The sequence below is a fragment of the Symbiopectobacterium sp. genome (assembly GCF_047692315.1).
Lineage (GTDB): Bacteria > Pseudomonadota > Gammaproteobacteria > Enterobacterales > Enterobacteriaceae > Symbiopectobacterium.
Genome location: NZ_JBLLJS010000029.1, coordinates 42,429 through 58,366 on the forward strand (window position 1 = coordinate 42,429; position 15,938 = coordinate 58,366).

14 protein-coding genes, 1 tRNA gene and 4 pseudogenes are annotated in these 15,938 nt (G+C 45.5%); 3 read left to right on the forward strand and 16 right to left on the reverse strand.

Annotation, left to right across the window (positions count from 1 at the left end; genetic code table 11):
* Positions 1-86 precede the first annotated feature (86 nt).
* The 6 genes from ACMZI0_RS18315 to ACMZI0_RS18340 all read right to left on the reverse strand — a co-directional run bounded on the left by ACMZI0_RS18315 (position 87) and on the right by ACMZI0_RS18340 (position 3,084).
* Positions 87-470, reverse strand: a complete 384-nt coding sequence (locus ACMZI0_RS18315; RefSeq protein ID WP_415674033.1) for a hypothetical protein — start codon at positions 468-470, stop codon at positions 87-89.
* A 152-nt stretch (positions 471-622) separates the two neighbouring features.
* Positions 623-1,309: a hypothetical protein gene (locus ACMZI0_RS18320; RefSeq protein ID WP_415674034.1), complete on the reverse strand. Its 687-nt coding sequence runs from the start codon at positions 1,307-1,309 to the stop codon at positions 623-625.
* A gap of 211 nt (positions 1,310-1,520) precedes the next feature.
* Complete coding sequence (locus ACMZI0_RS18325; RefSeq protein WP_415674035.1) at positions 1,521-1,712, reverse strand: hypothetical protein; 192 nt, start codon at positions 1,710-1,712, stop codon at positions 1,521-1,523.
* 237 nt (positions 1,713-1,949) lie between these two features.
* Complete coding sequence (locus ACMZI0_RS18330; RefSeq protein ID WP_415674036.1) at positions 1,950-2,231, reverse strand: hypothetical protein; 282 nt, start codon at positions 2,229-2,231, stop codon at positions 1,950-1,952.
* On the reverse strand, positions 2,224-2,505 hold the full coding sequence (locus ACMZI0_RS18335; protein ID WP_415674037.1) for a hypothetical protein: 282 nt from the start codon (positions 2,503-2,505) through the stop codon (positions 2,224-2,226). Before ACMZI0_RS18335 ends, ACMZI0_RS18330 begins: the two co-directional genes overlap by 8 nt.
* Before the next feature lie 39 nt (positions 2,506-2,544).
* Positions 2,545-3,084, reverse strand: coding sequence for a hypothetical protein (locus ACMZI0_RS18340; RefSeq protein WP_415674038.1), 540 nt, complete (start codon positions 3,082-3,084; stop codon positions 2,545-2,547).
* A gap of 1,807 nt (positions 3,085-4,891) precedes the next feature.
* Here ACMZI0_RS18340 and ACMZI0_RS18345 point away from each other — a divergent pair.
* Together ACMZI0_RS18345 and ACMZI0_RS18350 are read left to right on the forward strand one after the other, a co-directional pair.
* Entirely contained in the window at positions 4,892-5,185 is a 294-nt protein-coding gene (locus tag ACMZI0_RS18345) for a DUF1778 domain-containing protein (protein WP_415674039.1), read from the forward strand.
* On the forward strand, positions 5,182-5,670 hold the full coding sequence (locus tag ACMZI0_RS18350) for a GNAT family N-acetyltransferase (protein WP_415674040.1): 489 nt from the start codon (positions 5,182-5,184) through the stop codon (positions 5,668-5,670). The genes ACMZI0_RS18345 and ACMZI0_RS18350 overlap by 4 nt, the downstream gene beginning before the upstream one ends.
* 217 nt (positions 5,671-5,887) lie before the next feature.
* Here the strand turns inward: ACMZI0_RS18350 and ACMZI0_RS18355 are convergent, their stop codons facing one another.
* The 4 genes from ACMZI0_RS18355 to ACMZI0_RS18370 form a co-directional block, all read right to left on the reverse strand.
* On the reverse strand, positions 5,888-6,367 hold the full coding sequence (locus tag ACMZI0_RS18355) for a hypothetical protein (protein WP_415674041.1): 480 nt from the start codon (positions 6,365-6,367) through the stop codon (positions 5,888-5,890).
* Between the two features lie 444 nt (positions 6,368-6,811).
* Positions 6,812-7,099, reverse strand: coding sequence for a hypothetical protein (locus tag ACMZI0_RS18360; protein WP_415674042.1), 288 nt, complete (start codon positions 7,097-7,099; stop codon positions 6,812-6,814).
* A 730-nt stretch (positions 7,100-7,829) separates the two neighbouring features.
* Positions 7,830-8,576, reverse strand: coding sequence for a MobC family replication-relaxation protein (gene mobC, locus ACMZI0_RS18365; RefSeq protein WP_415674043.1), 747 nt, complete (start codon positions 8,574-8,576; stop codon positions 7,830-7,832).
* A 719-nt stretch (positions 8,577-9,295) separates the two neighbouring features.
* On the reverse strand, positions 9,296-9,646 hold the full coding sequence (locus ACMZI0_RS18370; protein ID WP_415674044.1) for a hypothetical protein: 351 nt from the start codon (positions 9,644-9,646) through the stop codon (positions 9,296-9,298).
* 163 nt (positions 9,647-9,809) lie between these two features.
* Between ACMZI0_RS18370 and ACMZI0_RS18375 the strand changes: the two are divergent.
* Positions 9,810-9,990, forward strand: a pseudogene (locus ACMZI0_RS18375) (YlcI/YnfO family protein).
* Between the two features lie 161 nt (positions 9,991-10,151).
* Here the strand turns inward: ACMZI0_RS18375 and ACMZI0_RS18380 are convergent.
* From ACMZI0_RS18380 to ACMZI0_RS18405, 6 genes and pseudogenes are all read right to left on the reverse strand, one after another.
* Positions 10,152-11,403, reverse strand: a pseudogene (locus ACMZI0_RS18380) (tyrosine-type recombinase/integrase).
* Positions 11,404-11,575: 172 nt separating this feature from the next.
* Positions 11,576-11,651 (reverse strand) — tRNA-Phe (locus ACMZI0_RS18385).
* A gap of 130 nt (positions 11,652-11,781) precedes the next feature.
* Positions 11,782-12,364, reverse strand: a pseudogene (locus tag ACMZI0_RS18390) (transcriptional regulator).
* Between the two features lie 45 nt (positions 12,365-12,409).
* Complete coding sequence (locus ACMZI0_RS18395) at positions 12,410-14,131, reverse strand: protein-disulfide reductase DsbD (RefSeq protein ID WP_415674045.1); 1,722 nt, start codon at positions 14,129-14,131, stop codon at positions 12,410-12,412.
* Positions 14,107-14,439, reverse strand: a complete 333-nt coding sequence (cutA, locus tag ACMZI0_RS18400; RefSeq protein ID WP_415674046.1) for a divalent cation tolerance protein CutA — start codon at positions 14,437-14,439, stop codon at positions 14,107-14,109. The genes ACMZI0_RS18395 and cutA overlap by 25 nt, the downstream gene beginning before the upstream one ends.
* Positions 14,440-14,548: 109 nt before the next feature.
* A pseudogene (locus ACMZI0_RS18405) lies at positions 14,549-15,840 on the reverse strand (anaerobic C4-dicarboxylate transporter).
* Positions 15,841-15,938: the final 98 nt, after the last annotated feature.

The following is a 15,938-nucleotide window of genomic DNA, read 5'->3' on the forward strand; positions in this document are numbered from 1 at the left end:
TTTAAAATTGATGTATTGGCAATAAGGTGATTCTGATTGATCGATAAATGATTCAATTTGGGATGGAGTCAGCTCGAATGAGAAATTTAACTCTTTATTTTATATATTGATAAAATGATATTTTCTTCGAAAGGCATAATAGATAAGAAATCCACGCTGCCCCGATAGAGTAGCTTTGACTCTAAGCCTTGTCCCGTTCCTAACAGTAGAGAACTGGATGTTTTTTTCTTACGGGTAAATGCAAGTTTTATGTTACCAGTCTCTGACTTGGTTAATGTCAAACAATGTGTTTTGGTTATTGATAACATCGCTCCGGCGAACCATCCAGGATGAAAAGGTATCCCACTTTGCAATACGCTAAAAAAAAGAGAGAATTCACTCTCTTTACTCAATAGGATAGCGTCTTTTTCGGCAAGGTTCTGTAACAAATTCGATATTTTCTTTGAACATGTTTTCTCTTTATTGATCATCGCTGGCAGTTTACTGACTAACGGCGTAAGGTCATTTGCTAGATCTTTAATGAGACCTTTAGCTAATACTTCATCTGATGCATTTTTTCCTGCTTTTTTTAACAGGTCTTTAGTGACCGATATGGCTGAATTTATGCCGGGATCTGCACATTTTATTCCTCGGATGAACTTTTGCTTTTTACTTTCTTCTGTTTTGTTTTTATTAGTGGATGAGCGTATTGAATCGATGATTTGAGAAAAAAAGGTGTTAGTGAAGTGCCAAAATTCCCCAGCCTGCTTGAGGAAAATGGCTGCCCACTATAGTATTTCTCATGTATATCCCCTCCCAGGAATGAGTATAGACTTTGAGGCGGTTTATGGCTTATTCTTTTCGCACGAAGCTGCGACATAGCTATATCATTAGGATCAAGATAAAATATTCTAATTTTATATCCTTTTAGTGCTTCTATTTGTAATGTGTTTCTACAACCTTTCACTGAAGTTATTAGATATTTTTTACTGATCGATGTGTTTAATTTATATCCCATGAGGCTGTAATCATATATTTTATTGCCAATTGAGTAAGCACGCAAATATAATTCATTATTTTTTAAATGATAATGAATGGTATTCCCATCCTCTGTTTGCAGTGAAAGCGCCGTCGATAATGGTTCAGATTGTTTTCTATAAGTGACGTTGATTTTTTTTGCCGTTCCTTCAACTGTGTTGATCTCGGTATTTTTATTAAAAGTAATCGTGTAGTAAATGTTTTCACCCATGACCTTTGCTGTAAGTTCACCTAATGCATTGATGTGTAATGAATCAAATGCGATGTTTTTTTTGTCGTTACTTTGACTCATAGTATAATATTTATAATTGTTTTTACTGTTTTTTTATATAAACCGAAGAATAAATTACGGCAATGGCCTTGGATTAATATGAGCTCTCCTTCTTGATTCAAGGTTACTCCAATATCGCAAATAAGCGGCATACGGCAGCTTCCTAGAAAAATATAATTCTTTGCATTGGGCCCATTCATTGAGCTTGGTATCAATGTGACATCCATATCAATTATGTCAGGTAACCACTGATGCCGATCGTGGTTTTTTTGTTAGTGATGATGTTTTTTGCCGAGTGATGAACAAAAGAAATATTCTTAATTAATACATTGGATTTGGCTGAAAAAAATTCAGCAGGGTTTATCGCCCGCTTAGCAATGATTGCGTTTTCTACATTGAGCGGCGAATGCAATAACGTTGTCATAATCAACCTCAGGTTTTACAAATTATTTATCCTAAGAGTTAATTAATGTAGTTCATCAAACATGTTATTAATTTAATAAAACCTCAGATTTAGAAAGTAGATAAAAATCTTAATAGAACTTACATGAAAAATAAACATTTTATTCATCATTTTGTCACATTTACGTTGTGTGTGTTTTGCATAATGATTTCGTATATATGGTTAACAATCAGTCTGTTAAATATATTGTCGAAAATACTATATTAGCAATTTTAAATCAGAAACTATCCTATAAGGATATTTTGTATTTTCCTTGCTGTATTCAAATATAATGCCTTCCAAGATTATTTTTTTACATATCATCTCAAGATTGGTTAAGCACCGAATGTCATGAGTCTTCTCTATCTCCATGTCTGTTTCATTAAGTGATTCAATCACATCAGATATCGTTTTTTCAGTTTTCTGAAAAATATTTTTACCATTGCCATCCTCAAAGGATTTGTTTAGGTATGCTTGCCTGTTGACAATATTTTTACTCACTGATTCCATCAATAATGGGAAGCGGAAAGTAAAAATCATTGTTATTGATGTTTGTCGAAACTATTGGCATTATTTTATTTTCTGCAACGATCCTGGCATGTGGGGAAAATGCCTGCAACTCTACTCTTTTACTGATTTGTTCATTTTCGTCAGGAGAAGTATGACTTTCTCTCGTTTTCTTTATGGATAACATGAATCCAGTGGTATTTCTCGGTGCTACAACATAGTTTCCTGGTTCGTAAACCGTTCCCATTTGTGCTCTAAGCTCAAGCACTCTTGCTTCAATGGCTAATCTGTTAGTGAATTCATTTTTTTATTCACAGATATATTGTTTTTTATCTTCAAGAAAATTAGTTAACTCTCTTTTTTGCCTTCGTTTTACTATAAAGTCTGACAACTCCTCTTTATTGATATGCAATGTTGCATTTTTACTTTTGTCTATTTGGAATACATAAATTAGATTTGATTCAATAGGCAATAGTGTCAAATAATCAATGGTGGAAGTTTTTAATAATGTTTTTTCCAACCATTGACCGGTACCCGCTAAAAAAGCAAACAGTTTGGTTAATTTTTCATCAAACGAACAGGAAACTTCATTGTCATCCATTTTATTAAAACTAATACTAGACTTTTTAGATATTGCAGCAACACCACCAACAAAAAAACCTGGAACAAATGGCGCCCCACCTCTGGCGATACCACAAAATGCAGAGATATCGTTAGACTTAATGAGAGAAAGTCGATCTCCGTTTTTCAGGCTATTCAATATATCTGGTATGGCAATGGAGGGATCCCTTTTATTGATAACAGTATCGGGAAGGTTTTCAATAAGTGCAGTATAGTTATCATTCATGTTAATGATTTTGTCAGATATTTTTTTGTATTTTCGGATAACTTGCAACTGGATGAAACATTTTTTATCGTTGATATTATCGCGCGTATTCCTGGATCGAGGGAATTTACCATTGCGAGAACAAACTCTTTATGTTTATTTTCGTATCGATATTTTTTTGATTTTTGGACGTTTATTCGAAAATTATCTATGATATCGCCAAACAAGGGAATCCATTTACTGCTGAAATTACCACGGCGAGTTGAACTAAAGGGTTGACCAGATTCATAATGTTCGTATAGATCTGCCCCTAACGCTGAGTAAACGCTCTGTGGTGGTTTGTGCGATAAACACTTTGTGCTTATTTTGTTAATTCTATTTTATGCGGGTCTAGATAGACTATCCGTTTTTTTCATTATGAATTGTTTCAAGTTGAAGCACATTTCTTGTTTTTTTACTGAAAGAATATTGTAATTATTGAGAGGTTTTATTTTTACAAAGCAATCATGTTCAAGATTATTAATGCTGTTGTCTTTATCTTTAAATTCGGATAACTTTAATTTGTCATCTTTAAAGCTAAACGTTAATGTAACTCCATCTTTTCTTTCAAATTTCATCTCTTCCTCTATTGATTCATCCGTAGCCTGATGTTTTCAATTGATTCTACTGAAGAATAGGTTTTACTGTTTTTGTCTATATTTATAGCATATTCTTTAGTTGTGCCTTTTATCCTTCCTATCAATTTCCCACTTTCATTTATATGCAACGTATCAAATAAGTAGTCACTACTGTTAGTTATATCGTGAGCACTGTAACAGCAGTATTTTCTTTTCTTAACGTATTTATGATACATACCTAAGACGAGCCCTCTACGTTTGCCCTCGATGAAGAGGAGTTTGTCCAATGTAGCGACCATATCCATCACAAATGATGCTTCTCCACTACCCAGATAAACATAATCTTTTGCATTTATGGTCGATGTATCAGTTGTTATCAACGGGACTAATTTTATATCTACACTCACTTCTTTATCTGCATTGTAAAGTATTGTTTTATAAGATTATTTTAATTTATTAATACGACGAAGATCAAGGATGGAGTTGCGAACATGAGATATATCAGAATGCGCAGTTGGGAACGTGTTTGCTCTCTCTCATTTCTTCACAAACGTCATTGTTGACTTGGTCTAATAGGTTAGATTTTATCTCTGCAATCAACATGCAGTACCTCTACCGATTGAATAAGTGATTTGAATCGAAAACATACTGTAATCGGTAGAGCAGACGTTTACTTTTCAAGTACCGATTGTGTTTTTGTATATTTTAATTTTTTGTTTTTTGTAATAACCGTATGGCATGAATCTACTCGTTTTTGGCGATTTTGAACGTAATGATGGAATGTTTTTGATGATAAACAATTGGATATGGTGGCTTAGTGAAACCCTGGTAGGTAAGGGGGGCGTCGAGCGGAGCACAAAAAGGGTACATAGAAGCGACTAAGCACGGAGAGTTCAAAGGTGAACTCAGTCCCAGAAAAGCAAAAACCCAGCCTATGGCTGGGTTTTCTAAATAAGTGGTGCCCGGACTCGGGAACATTCAGCTTTCTATGTAAGTTGAAATGCAGCATAAATTTTAACCGTGTTGGTTGTCAAGACCCGTGGGTTGACCCTGTTTTTGGGCTTGCAGATCAGAAGTGGGTATCAACTGCATGGTCAGGTGTCCGGCTCGTTCTTTTGGTTCGATTCTCTATGCCTCAATAAAACATAATGACATCTGCGTTACGCATGCTGTATAATTACTATCCAGATGGCAGGCCGGAGGATGACATTATGCCAGCGACTCACAGCGTTTCTGTTAAACGCGAAACATTGAATTTGCGCATCAAGCCCGCGGAACGCGATCTTATTGATCGAGCTGCTAAGGCCAGAGGAAAAAATCGTACTGATTTTGTCCTTGAAGCTGCGCGTGCCGCTGCAGAGGAGGCATTGATCGATCAGCGCATCATTATGGCGGATCCTGAAGCTTATCGGGAATTCCTCACCCGCTTGGATCAGGCTCCCTCGCAGAATGCTGCACTGCGCAAAACCATGCAAACACCTGCGCCGTGGGAGCAGAAAAAATGATTTCCGCCCCGGAGCCACTCCATGCCGAGCATGAACTTTCCTCTTTCAGCTGCGGCGTGGAGTCTATGGACAACTGGCTGAAACAGCGGGCGATGAAAAATCAGATAACGGGCGCATCACGAACTTTCGTTTGCTGCGATGGCTCGAAAGTGCTGGCGTATTACTCACTGGCTTCTAGTGCCGTGGCAACATACTCAGCCCCCGGACGTTTTCGCCGCAATATGCCCGATCCGATCCCGGTCGTGGTGCTGGGCTGGTTAGCAGTAGATACATCATTGCATGGTCAGGATGTTGGTCGGGCGCTGGTGCGTGATGCTGGGTTGCGGGTGATTCAGGTTGCAGAAACGATCGGTATCAGAGGGATGTTAGTTCATGCATTGTCTGATGAGGCTAGGGAGTTTTACCTGCGGGTGGGGTTTGAGCCTTCACCAATAGATCCGATGATGCTGATGGTGACGTTGGGGGATTTGGTGGAGAGCGTTTGATGCTTAATTGGATTCCAGTATAAGCTTGGTTGCGCTAGCTTCTCCGACGTTAGTAGCTAAACAGGTTGGGATTTTATCAATTGGTTTTTCGCATACTGGCGCCGATTAACACTAGAATTGCGCTACGCGACGAACTTACTAAGTAATAAGAAAATCCCTAATCCCTAAGAAATTACGAATTGATGTATTACGTACTGATTATGATGCGGCGTCCAACTCATCTAGGATGCAACGGAATTTCACTTCTAATTCTGCTAATTCCTCGGCGCTGAGTGATTTGTCTTCGTATCCGCTTCTGGTTAGCATGATCAAAGCTCCGGTGAGCCCTCCATTGCTCATTGATTAACTTCTTCGTTTGTTTGCTCTTCCTTTGCCATTCACTGACCGCAAGTTCCTTTTCCTGTTTACGGAACACTGTGTCAGGCTCTGTCTGAAGCGCTCTAATTACGCCCTCATCCATCATGTAATACATCTGCTTGGTTTTCTTGCCGCCCGCAATAACAGATGAAGTGCTAACGTTATGGTGCTGTATAGGAATCAGGAATTTCTTTTCAAGGTCTTCAACAGCAGCAGATAAACGTAATACTTCGTGGTCGGCTTCAACATTATTTCCTGCCGTCGTCAGTTTCTCATTTTTCACCAGCGCGTAAAAAATAACTGCAAGGGAGTCCCGCATTTCATTAATTTTCGCTAGCATCGTAGGCTGTGAAGTGAAGTAAAGATGCTGCCCAAGGCTTTACGGGCAACGGAGGGATGGATATCAAGCATGGCCATAGTGGCCTCCTTCTAACTTACTGTTTAACAACAATAAGACGTTCAGGAAAACCACACGATATGTCACCATAGTACCGGATTTAAGATTTATTAAACTTAAAGTTCTGGCCACGGGTATGCTTATGCGCATAATATTATGGACAGCCTCCTGTACTTTGATGTCACAGCGATGGTCGATGAAGGCGGAGTTCAGATACAAAGTTTGGCGACTGGCTCTGATCTCCGCGTCTCCTTTCACCGTCTTCCTACTCATCACCCAGCCTGAAGATAATCTGCCCTTTCTCCATCTGGGTGTCTGAATCTTGTGAAAGCTGTTTTACTGATGCATCGTCATCTGCCGACAGACGCGGAAAGCCCGGTCGAAGCGTCAGGCGTATGGCACAGGAAGAGAACTCTCCTGCCTTATTTTTTTGTCCTGCCACCGCACCCCCCCTTCCGGGATTTTCTTAATCATCCACATAGAAGACTCGCCGTCGTAAAGGATATCTACACGATCACTAATGTTGATGCCAGTCTCATCCATTACTGAGCGGCTGATGCGGAAGCCAAGCTCTACAGCTCCAGTAGCTCCCTTGCTTTGCGTGACAGTTACGTTATTGCTTTGAGCGATACGTCCAGTCTTTGCTGCGAGATTTGATAATGATACGAAGGCCATTTCAAGCTCTGTTGTTATTTCGGTTTATTTCATTCTACGATCGATCAGATTGTGGATCAAGTCAATCTGTTCTCGTTTGTTTTCTGTGTTTTGGTTTTTTTAGTGAATTTTCGCTCATGCCTAATTTTAATATGTCGCTTATCATTTTTTCTATAGGTGTTTGGCGAGTTTTTGTAGACCACGCCGAGTTTGGTGGTGTTTTTTTCTGTGAGATTTGGTTTTCGTAACACAGTCTCGGATAAACTTGCGTTCATGGTGTTATGGACTCCACATATGTTACGAATCGGCGGCATGGTATATCCAATGCGAGTTCAAAGAGTCGCTATCGAGATCCCGCTTGATTCTCATTGAGCGCTGCATTAGCTATTAACAACTATCGTTTTGTAAGGTAGAGCTCTGCCTTCTCCTTTGTCTACTAAAAGCATCCATCAATTACTTCAAGATGCCATTGGTTATCATTTCATCCCAAGGCTCACGTTCAGTGGCTTGTGGCTTATCGTATCTGACCATAATCGCAGTCAATCGGAGACGGCCCATTGAAGATTAATAAATTATTTATTGAAATAGAGACTAGGTGCTGGTGCTCTCTCTTAAACTAATAGTTCAACGCTGTAGGCCAAGGAATGCTCCATCAAGCAATGCCCCCTATAGATGGGGGCGGTAGCGCTTCCATTGAATGTAATTAATTTGTTGTTTTAATTGCTTTATTGTCATTTCAAAAGGAGGGCGATTAAGCATAACCTCCCAACTCCAACCCCTTCAGCTCCTCAAAGGTATAAACCCGAAAAACATTGCGGTGCTTCGCTTCCAGTGGGATATGCTGATGGCTGACGATGGTGTATTTGACGCTATTGAACAGCAGTTCAATAGCCAGCTTTCTCTGCGGGTCGGGCACGATGTAGAAAACGTAAATCCAGTGTTTTTGAGTGCGAGCCAACAAATGGTGGGTGATAATCGACTGGTAACGGGCTTTGGTTTTCAGACGGCGCTCAGTTTTAACGGCGATGACGGTTCCGTCTGGTAACGTTATCATTCCATCCGGGCGATGCTTAACCTGATATCGATTGCGAAACGTTGAGCCGTTGCCGTTAATCCACCCATAGGCGCCCTTTTTCTCCAGAATGAGTCGTGCCAGTTGGTTATCAAGGTGCTGCTCCAGCATCCAGCCAGTGACTTTCGAGGGCTCAAACCGTGCAGGAAAACCATCATCATCTGGCGTGACGACAATGGCTAATCCGTCATTGGTGATCCCCCACAGAGAGACTTTCATTGTTCTTATACAAAACACCTGTTTTTGAATTAATCCCATGGCGGCGACTTTCTTAAGCAACATATAAAGCGGCTTATGATTTTTAAAATCAAAAAGCAGCATCAGGGTTTTAAAATCACTGTAGGTGTTTTCTTTCAGAAAATTGAGCAGGATCCGGATCTTTTCGCAATGACGCGTGCGGCGTTTACTGTAATCGAAAATAAGCATGCATCCTCCTTCACATTTTACTGGACTGTTCTCTGCTTCGACGTTATCGCCTCATGGCATCGGCTCATATTTCCGCGAATGGCATGGGTCTATGCGATGAGCCGAAAGCGTGGCGCTGTTGAGATGGCCGCAATACGGCCATGTGCCGGAAGGTATACTTCCAGCCCAAACGGCATGCGCCAGTTCATGCGGGCTGGACGCCCTTATTCCCTGGCACATAGGGGTAATGTTGCGGCTGGACGCCGCACCAAAACCCCCAAGGTCAAGGGCCGCACACCGTCGTGCGACGGTGTGCGGGGCAAGCCACTCACAAAAACCGGCATTCTGGGGAATGCCTTTTTGCTCGCTGGGGCGGCAAAATTTTTGCGGCTCCCCCCGGCCTGCTCGGTTCTCCTTAGGGGGAAACGCTCGCCGATAGGTTCGGGCGACGCAAATTAGCAATTTCTGCGAAATTGAATTTTCTCGCCTCACGCCACTTGTTAATTCCTGCGGAGCGCAGGAATTAACAAGCCTAAATTCGTTGTGCTCCGAGGGTATGCAGGGCTGTATTTTCTTCCCCAGTTGAAACCTGTCGTTTGGGGCATGCTAGCGAGAAAGGGAAGGCGTGCCTATAAATAACTCAATATCGAATGTGATGAGTTTTTTGTTATGCAGTTACACCAACAAAAAAGCTCTGCCTGTCGCTACTTACGGCAGAGCTTTGATGGGGAGTGCTACATTTAGCAATTTATCTTGCTGGTCAGCGCTTGCGCGCGTTCTTGCATATCGGTGAGGGCAGGGATAAGCAGACAGATAGCTGTCAGCCCATGCCCTAATTGGCACAAGCTCTCTGGTGTAGATTCGTACACCTCATTCTCGGCAAAGGTAATCAGTGCGTCACCAATAAAATTGAGGCAATGGCAAAGTCCGGCACGCGTTTCAGCACAGTAATAGGCGGCCAGCGACAGTTCATCGTTGTCCATGCTCGAGAAGTCCAGATGAGCCAGTGCGGCACTCATGGCAGAATACAGGCTATCGCACTCCGCCAGTGATTGATAAGGCGTGCACGTGTTACTATCAGCGTCAGCCATAGCATTAGTCTCCTTAATGTTGTGGTCAGAAGCCCAGTGAGTGTTGGCGCACTGCCGGGTTTCGTTTTTCACCATGAATTCGCTTCTGGTGCACATACACGTCAACGTGTTTGAAAAATATTTTCCCTTGTATAGTGTTCGTTCAGTGAAAAAGGAAAACGGCATGCCTACAGGCTCAAAAAACAAGCGTTCGACGTTTCCCGCATGAGCTCATCGAAGCAATCAATGCCAGCGTCGCGCTGGAAAAAGCGAATGATCCTGATGCTAATTTTTCAGCCTGGGTGCTGGATGCTTGCAACAAAAAGTTGGCTGCTTCACGGCATGGCAAGTCGGCTAAATCATAGCGTTACGCGAAGTTACTGACAGAACGGGAATGACAGGGAAAGCGCTCTTTGATGTGAGCCCGTGCTGCAATGGCATGATGCAACGAAATGGCTTCCGACAGGCTTTCTATTCCATAGAAAGCCTGTCGGAAGCCATTGGGGGTAACGCGTTAGCGGCAAGATCAATTCTTCTCTGTGTAACCCCGTGCATAAATATAGGGCGCGACGAAGCCCTTGCGATTTACATCCAGATAATCCGATCACCACTGCATCATTTCGATTCTGGCTTCCAGATGCTCGGCTTTATGCACATAGGCAGCCCGCACGCCGTTGCGCTCTTTGTGGCTCATCTGCCGCTCAATGGCATCCTTTGACCAGCGGCCCGATTCGTTCAGGGCGCTACAGGCCATTGTCCTGAAGCCGTGGCCGCAGACTTCGGTTTTTGTGTCATAGCCGATCACGAGCAGCGCCTTGTTGATGGTGTTTTCGCTCATTGGTTTGGTCAGGAAACGCACGCTGGGGAAAACAAATATGGAACCTCCCGTAAGCGCTTTAATCTGTTTCATTAGAGCGACGGTTTGATGTGACAGCGGCACCAGATGCTCATCCTTCATTTTTGCTCCGCGCTCGGAGAATCTTACACCTTTGATGGCCTCGCGCTGTGCGGGCACGGTCCAGATATAGGCTTTCAGGTTGAATTCATCCCAGCGAGCAAGACGTAACTCACTGGAACGCAGGAAAACATGGAGATTGAGTTCTAGCGCCAAACGGGTCAGCGTCAATCCTTTGTAGTTATCAATCTTCCCCAGCAGTTCTGGTAGGCGTTTCAGCGGTAGGGCGGGGTGATGTTGGACCGCAACCGGGTTCACAACACCATTCAGATCGTAAGCCGGATTATATTTGATCACGCCTTGCTGCACCGCGTGACGCATGATTTTGGTAAGGTGTTGTCGCACCCGTCCGGCGACGTCATGCACGCCTTTATCGTCAATCGCTTTAACCAGTTGTGCCAGATGGCGGGTTTCAACTTGAGCGATATCCATCGCGCCAATGGTGGGAAAAACGTAGCGTTTCAGGCAGGTAAGGATTTTATCAGCGTGGGCTTCTGACCAGAGTTTAAGGCTACTGGAATGCCAGTCAGTGGCGATATTCTGGATTCATCCACCGCAGCCTTTTCTGCTTTGTGAAACAGGGAAGGGCAGACGCCGGATGCCAGCAACTTACGCGCCGCGTCGCGCTTTCACGGGCTGCTGCCAATGAAATCAATGAGTAAGGGCCAAAGGCGAGGCGATTCTCTTTGCCGCCGAAGGTGTAGCGGAAATACCATAGTTTAGAGCCATGAGTAGATACTGTTAGGTAAAGGCCTAATGAATCAGTGAGCTTGTATGATTTTGCGAGATTTTTGGCTGAGCGGATCTTGCTGTCAGTTAACATGGGCGGGTCACTCCGTTCGTCGAACTGAACGACCCTCAATCTGACCCACATTTTTCCGGATACGAACGGATAAGTAGAAATGCATCGAGAAAGATTTTTACGCCACCCTGCTTACATGACAAGCGCATAGAGACTTATAGGAACGCATAGGGAGGCATAAAAAAAGAAGAAGTGGTGCCCGGACTCGGAATCGAACCAAGGACACGGGGATTTTCAATCCCCTGCTCTACCGACTGAGCTATCCGGGCAACGGGGCGCACTAAACCGTATTGGCTGCTTGTCGTCAACGGGTTTGTGCAGGAAAAGCATCAAAATGACATTGATTAACGACTTTTCAGTCAGGATGACGCATTTCTCGGCATTTTGCCATAAATGCTATCAGGTTAGCACACCGTTTTTGCGGCATAACGCAAAACGCAGGACATCCTCTGCCAGACGGCGTGCAGTCGCGATGTCATCCGCGTGGTGTTTTACCATTAAACCGGCTCAGACAGCCTTCAAGAATCAACTCCATTTGCTGAGCCACCATTTCTGGATCATCCGTTTCCAACTGTGTCAGAAGTTCGCGAGTGTATTGAAGTGATGCCTGTTTTTGGCGTTCTGCAATCTGGTGAATGGGATGATGGATATCGGGATAAAAACTGCATGCGGCAATAAACAGGCAGCCGGGATAGCGTTGGTTCAACAGCGCCTCATGCAGTACCTGATAGCGCGCCAGCAGCTTTTCCTTAACGGAGAGCGTTTCATCCAGTAAAAGCTGACGCTGCCAGGTATCAACCTGCTGGCTATGGTGCCGCAGACAATCATAGAGGAGTGCTTCACGATCTGGCCAGAAGGCCGCCATGGCCTCGGTACTGATGTTGTGTTTCTCCGCCAGAGTGTCTAACGTCATGGCGGCAACACCTTGCTGTTCCAGTAAAATCAGCGCGTTTTCAAGCACCTCGTTCCGCTGTAGTTGCATGATATCCCCCTTGATTCAGACTGGGGCAGCCACTGCTTCAGTGACTTATTGCCCCAGTTTTTGCAAATGAGCCCGGAACGCCTCGGCATTCATGAAACCCGTGACGCGTGAGTCGGGAATCTCCCGGCCATTACTGTCAAAAAAGAGTATGGTCGGTAACCCCATAACCTGAAATTTTTTTAGCAATGCATTTTGCTGTGCATTGTTGGCGGTGACATCTGCCTGAAGTAATTGAAACCCTTCCAGAGCCTGTTTTACGCCTGCATCGCTAAAGGTGTATTTCTCAAACTCTTTGCAGGCCACACACCAGTCGGCATATAAATCCAGCATGGCAGGACGCTGACTGCTCGCCAGAGATTGGTTCACCCCTTCCAGATTGTGCACCGCTGTAAATGGCAGCGTTGAGGTATGAACGGCACTTTCGCTGCTCGATGAGGGCATTATCCACTCTTGCAGGGGGCGAGCGCTTGTCAGTGCGGCAATAAAAAGCAGCAGTTGTACCACTCGAATGCCGCGCCAGTGGCTGCGTGTACTCAGTACCAGTAGCCAGGCCAGAAAGGCAAGTGCCAGCAGGCTCCACAGACGCACTCCCCAGATATCTCCTACGATGCGTTCCAGCAGAAAAATCGGCAAGGCGAGGATGACAAAACCAAAGGCGGTTTTGATGTGTTGCATCCAGGGGCCGCTGCGGGGTAAAAAGCGGTTGCTGAACACGATCACGGCGATAAGCGGCAACCCCATACCGAGTGCATAGAGATAAAGGGTTCCGCCACCTGCCATGCTATTACCGCTTTGTGCGATATAGAGAAGGATGGCGCTGAGTGGGGCGGTGGTGCAGGGCGAGCAGATAAGCCCTGCGAGTGCCCCCATACAAAATACGCCACCGAGAGACCCGCTTTGTTGTCGATTGCTCCATTGCGCCAGACGCGTTTGAATGGCTGAAGGCATCTGTAGGTTGTAGAGGCCAAACATCGAAAGCGCGAGTGCGATAAACAGCAGTGACAAGCTGATCAACACAGTCGGATGCTGTAACGCCGCCTGAAAACGCAGCCCTGCTGCTGCGACAACAATACCCAGCAGCGTGTAAGTCAGTGCCATGCCTTGTACATAAGTGAAGGCGAGTAACAGGGTGCGGCGCGATGACAATTGTTGTTTCCGGCCAAGAATCAGCCCGGAAATCAGTGGATACATTGGGAGTACGCAAGGTGTGAAGGCGACACCGATGCCAATCAATAGCGCCCAAAGCGGAGAAAATGGGAGCGGCACTACAGGCGCTGTAGCGGGCGGTGCAGTATTCGTGGGCGTTGCCTGATGGCCTGCGGTCACCTCGCTTAAGGGTATCTCCCGCGTTTCAGGTGGATAGCAAAAACCCGCATCGGCACAACCTTGATAAGTGATGCGCACTGTTGCGCCTGCATTGGCCTGTGTAATAGGGACGGTGACCGTGAGGCTATCGCGAAATATCGCCACTTCGCCAAAAAAATCGTCTTTGTGCGGCAGGCCGGCGGGTAAGGACATGTCACCTAATACTGCTTGGCCGGGAGCCAGATTGATTTTATCTCGATAGAGGTAATAGCCGGGGTGGATTTGCCAGCGTAGCGTCAGCGTCTCTTGCTGTTGCTGAAAATCGAAAGCAAATGCGCGATCCACTGTCAGGAATCGGCTGCTTTGCACCGGTGATGAAGGCGCAAACAGAGATGCCCCTGCGATGTGAGGGCTGAGCAGCGTGCTTAACAGCAGGATCAGCGTAAGGAAGCGGTTAGCCATGTCAGGTAATCTTTGTCGCCATCCGAGATCGGAACCACCAACAGTTCCGGTGTTTGATAAGGGTGTTGTTGTTTCAGGCGTTGCAGCAGCGCATTTTGGTGCAAGAGATCGCTTTTGATCACCAGTTGGACTTCTTTTTGCTGATCGAGCTTACCTTCCCAGACATAGAAAGAGTATGCGCCAGGAAGTAATGTGACACAGGCTGCCAGCCCGGCATTGAGCACGTCAGTCGCCAGCTGTTGTGCACAGCGTTCGTCAGGTGCGGTGCACAGAACAACGATGGCGGTGCAACTCGCCGTATTTTGCATGGTCACCCCATTGAAAGATGGACTGAGGGATACTATACCCTGCTTTGGGGGGCGAGGGGAATGGATGCCGGGCGGCGAACCACCGCCCGTGGTGAATACTGTCGAGGTGTTACAGCACCAGATTCCCCAGGATGAACCCAAAGGTGACCGATAGTGCGATAGCCAGAACGCCTGGAACCAGGAACGCATGGTTGAAGACGTATTTGCCGATGCGGGTTGAACCGGTGTTATCCATTTCCACGGCGGCTAACAACGTGGGATAGGTCGGTAACACGAACAGTGCCGAGACAGCAGCAAAGGATGCTACGGCGGTCACGGGCGTTACTCCCAGCAATAACGCGGCGGGCATTAGCGCTTTAGCTGTCGCAGCCTGTGAGTAGAGCAGGGTAGAGGCAAAAAATAGTACTACCGCCAGCATCCACGGATAATTTTGCAACAATGCTCCCGCCGTGCCTTGAATTTCACTGATGTGTGCTTTTACGAAGGTATCGCCTAACCAGGCCACGCCCATTACGCAGATACAAGCGCTCATGCCGGATTTGAAGGTGCTGGCCGAGAGGATTTTGGCCGTATCCAGCTTACAGGTGATGCATATCAGGGTGGCGACTGTCAGCATAAAGACCACAATGGCCTCGTTGCGCGGCAGCACCGGCTTGGCAATCAGCCCAACGGTATCGCTGATGGCTGTGGCGTAAAGCATCACGGCGACAATACCAGCAACACGGAACGCTTAGCGCCGGGTTTGATTTCCAGTTTGCTGACGCCGCGTAGCACGGTTTTACCGTTTGCCAGCCGAGCCTGATAAATCTCGTCGTCTTTCAGCTCTTTACCTAAAAAGTTGGTCACCACTGCGGTAAGCAACACCACGCACAAGGTCGTGGGGATACAGATTCCGAGCAGAAGCAGATAGCTGACGCCTTTCGGTTCAAGAATGCTGGCAACGAAGACCACGGTGGCGGAAATTGGTGAGGCAGTTATGGCGATTTGCGATGCCACAACGGCGATCGATAACGGGCGGGAAGGACGAATCCCCTGTTCTTTAGCCACTTCCGCAATCACCGGCAACGTAGAAAAGGCCGTGTGGCCGGTACCCGACAACAACGTCATGAAATAGGTGACGACAGGGGCCAAAAAGGTGACGTATTTAGGCTGACGGCGTAGCAGTTTCTCCGCCAGACTCACCAAATAATCCATTCCTCCGGCTACCTGCATGGCAGCAATGGCGGCAATCACCGCCATGATGATTTGAATCACATCGAAGGGAATGGCACCGGGTTTGATTTGAAACACCAGTGTCAGTACCAGAACACCGAGACCGCCAGCGAAACCGATACCGATCCCACCTAATCGTGCTCCGAGGTAAATAGCCAACAGAACGATAATCAACTCAAAGGCAAACATACCATGTTCCTTTTGTTAGATAAGAAATTCTTATGGTTATGGGCAAACCAGAGGCCATTAAAAAAGGCACGCCCGCAAAACGCCGACGTGTCTGTCAG

Coding starts and splice junctions, on each gene's coding strand:
- ACMZI0_RS18355 (WP_415674041.1), bottom strand. CDS start 6,367: ATGCTAGCGAAAATTAATGAAATGCGGGACTCCCTTGCAGTTATTTTT.
- ACMZI0_RS18320 (WP_415674034.1), bottom strand. CDS start 1,309: ATGAGTCAAAGTAACGACAAAAAAAACATCGCATTTGATTCATTACAC.
- ACMZI0_RS18350 (WP_415674040.1), top strand. CDS start 5,182: ATGATTTCCGCCCCGGAGCCACTCCATGCCGAGCATGAACTTTCCTCT.
- ACMZI0_RS18325 (WP_415674035.1), bottom strand. CDS start 1,712: ATGACAACGTTATTGCATTCGCCGCTCAATGTAGAAAACGCAATCATT.
- mobC (WP_415674043.1), bottom strand. CDS start 8,576: ATGCTTATTTTCGATTACAGTAAACGCCGCACGCGTCATTGCGAAAAG.
- ACMZI0_RS18370 (WP_415674044.1), bottom strand. CDS start 9,646: ATGGCTGACGCTGATAGTAACACGTGCACGCCTTATCAATCACTGGCG.
- ACMZI0_RS18340 (WP_415674038.1), bottom strand. CDS start 3,084: ATGAATGATAACTATACTGCACTTATTGAAAACCTTCCCGATACTGTT.
- ACMZI0_RS18360 (WP_415674042.1), bottom strand. CDS start 7,099: ATGGCCTTCGTATCATTATCAAATCTCGCAGCAAAGACTGGACGTATC.
- ACMZI0_RS18395 (WP_415674045.1), bottom strand. CDS start 14,131: ATGGCTAACCGCTTCCTTACGCTGATCCTGCTGTTAAGCACGCTGCTC.
- ACMZI0_RS18345 (WP_415674039.1), top strand. CDS start 4,892: ATGCCAGCGACTCACAGCGTTTCTGTTAAACGCGAAACATTGAATTTG.
- cutA (WP_415674046.1), bottom strand. CDS start 14,439: ATGCAAAATACGGCGAGTTGCACCGCCATCGTTGTTCTGTGCACCGCA.
- ACMZI0_RS18315 (WP_415674033.1), bottom strand. CDS start 470: ATGATCAATAAAGAGAAAACATGTTCAAAGAAAATATCGAATTTGTTA.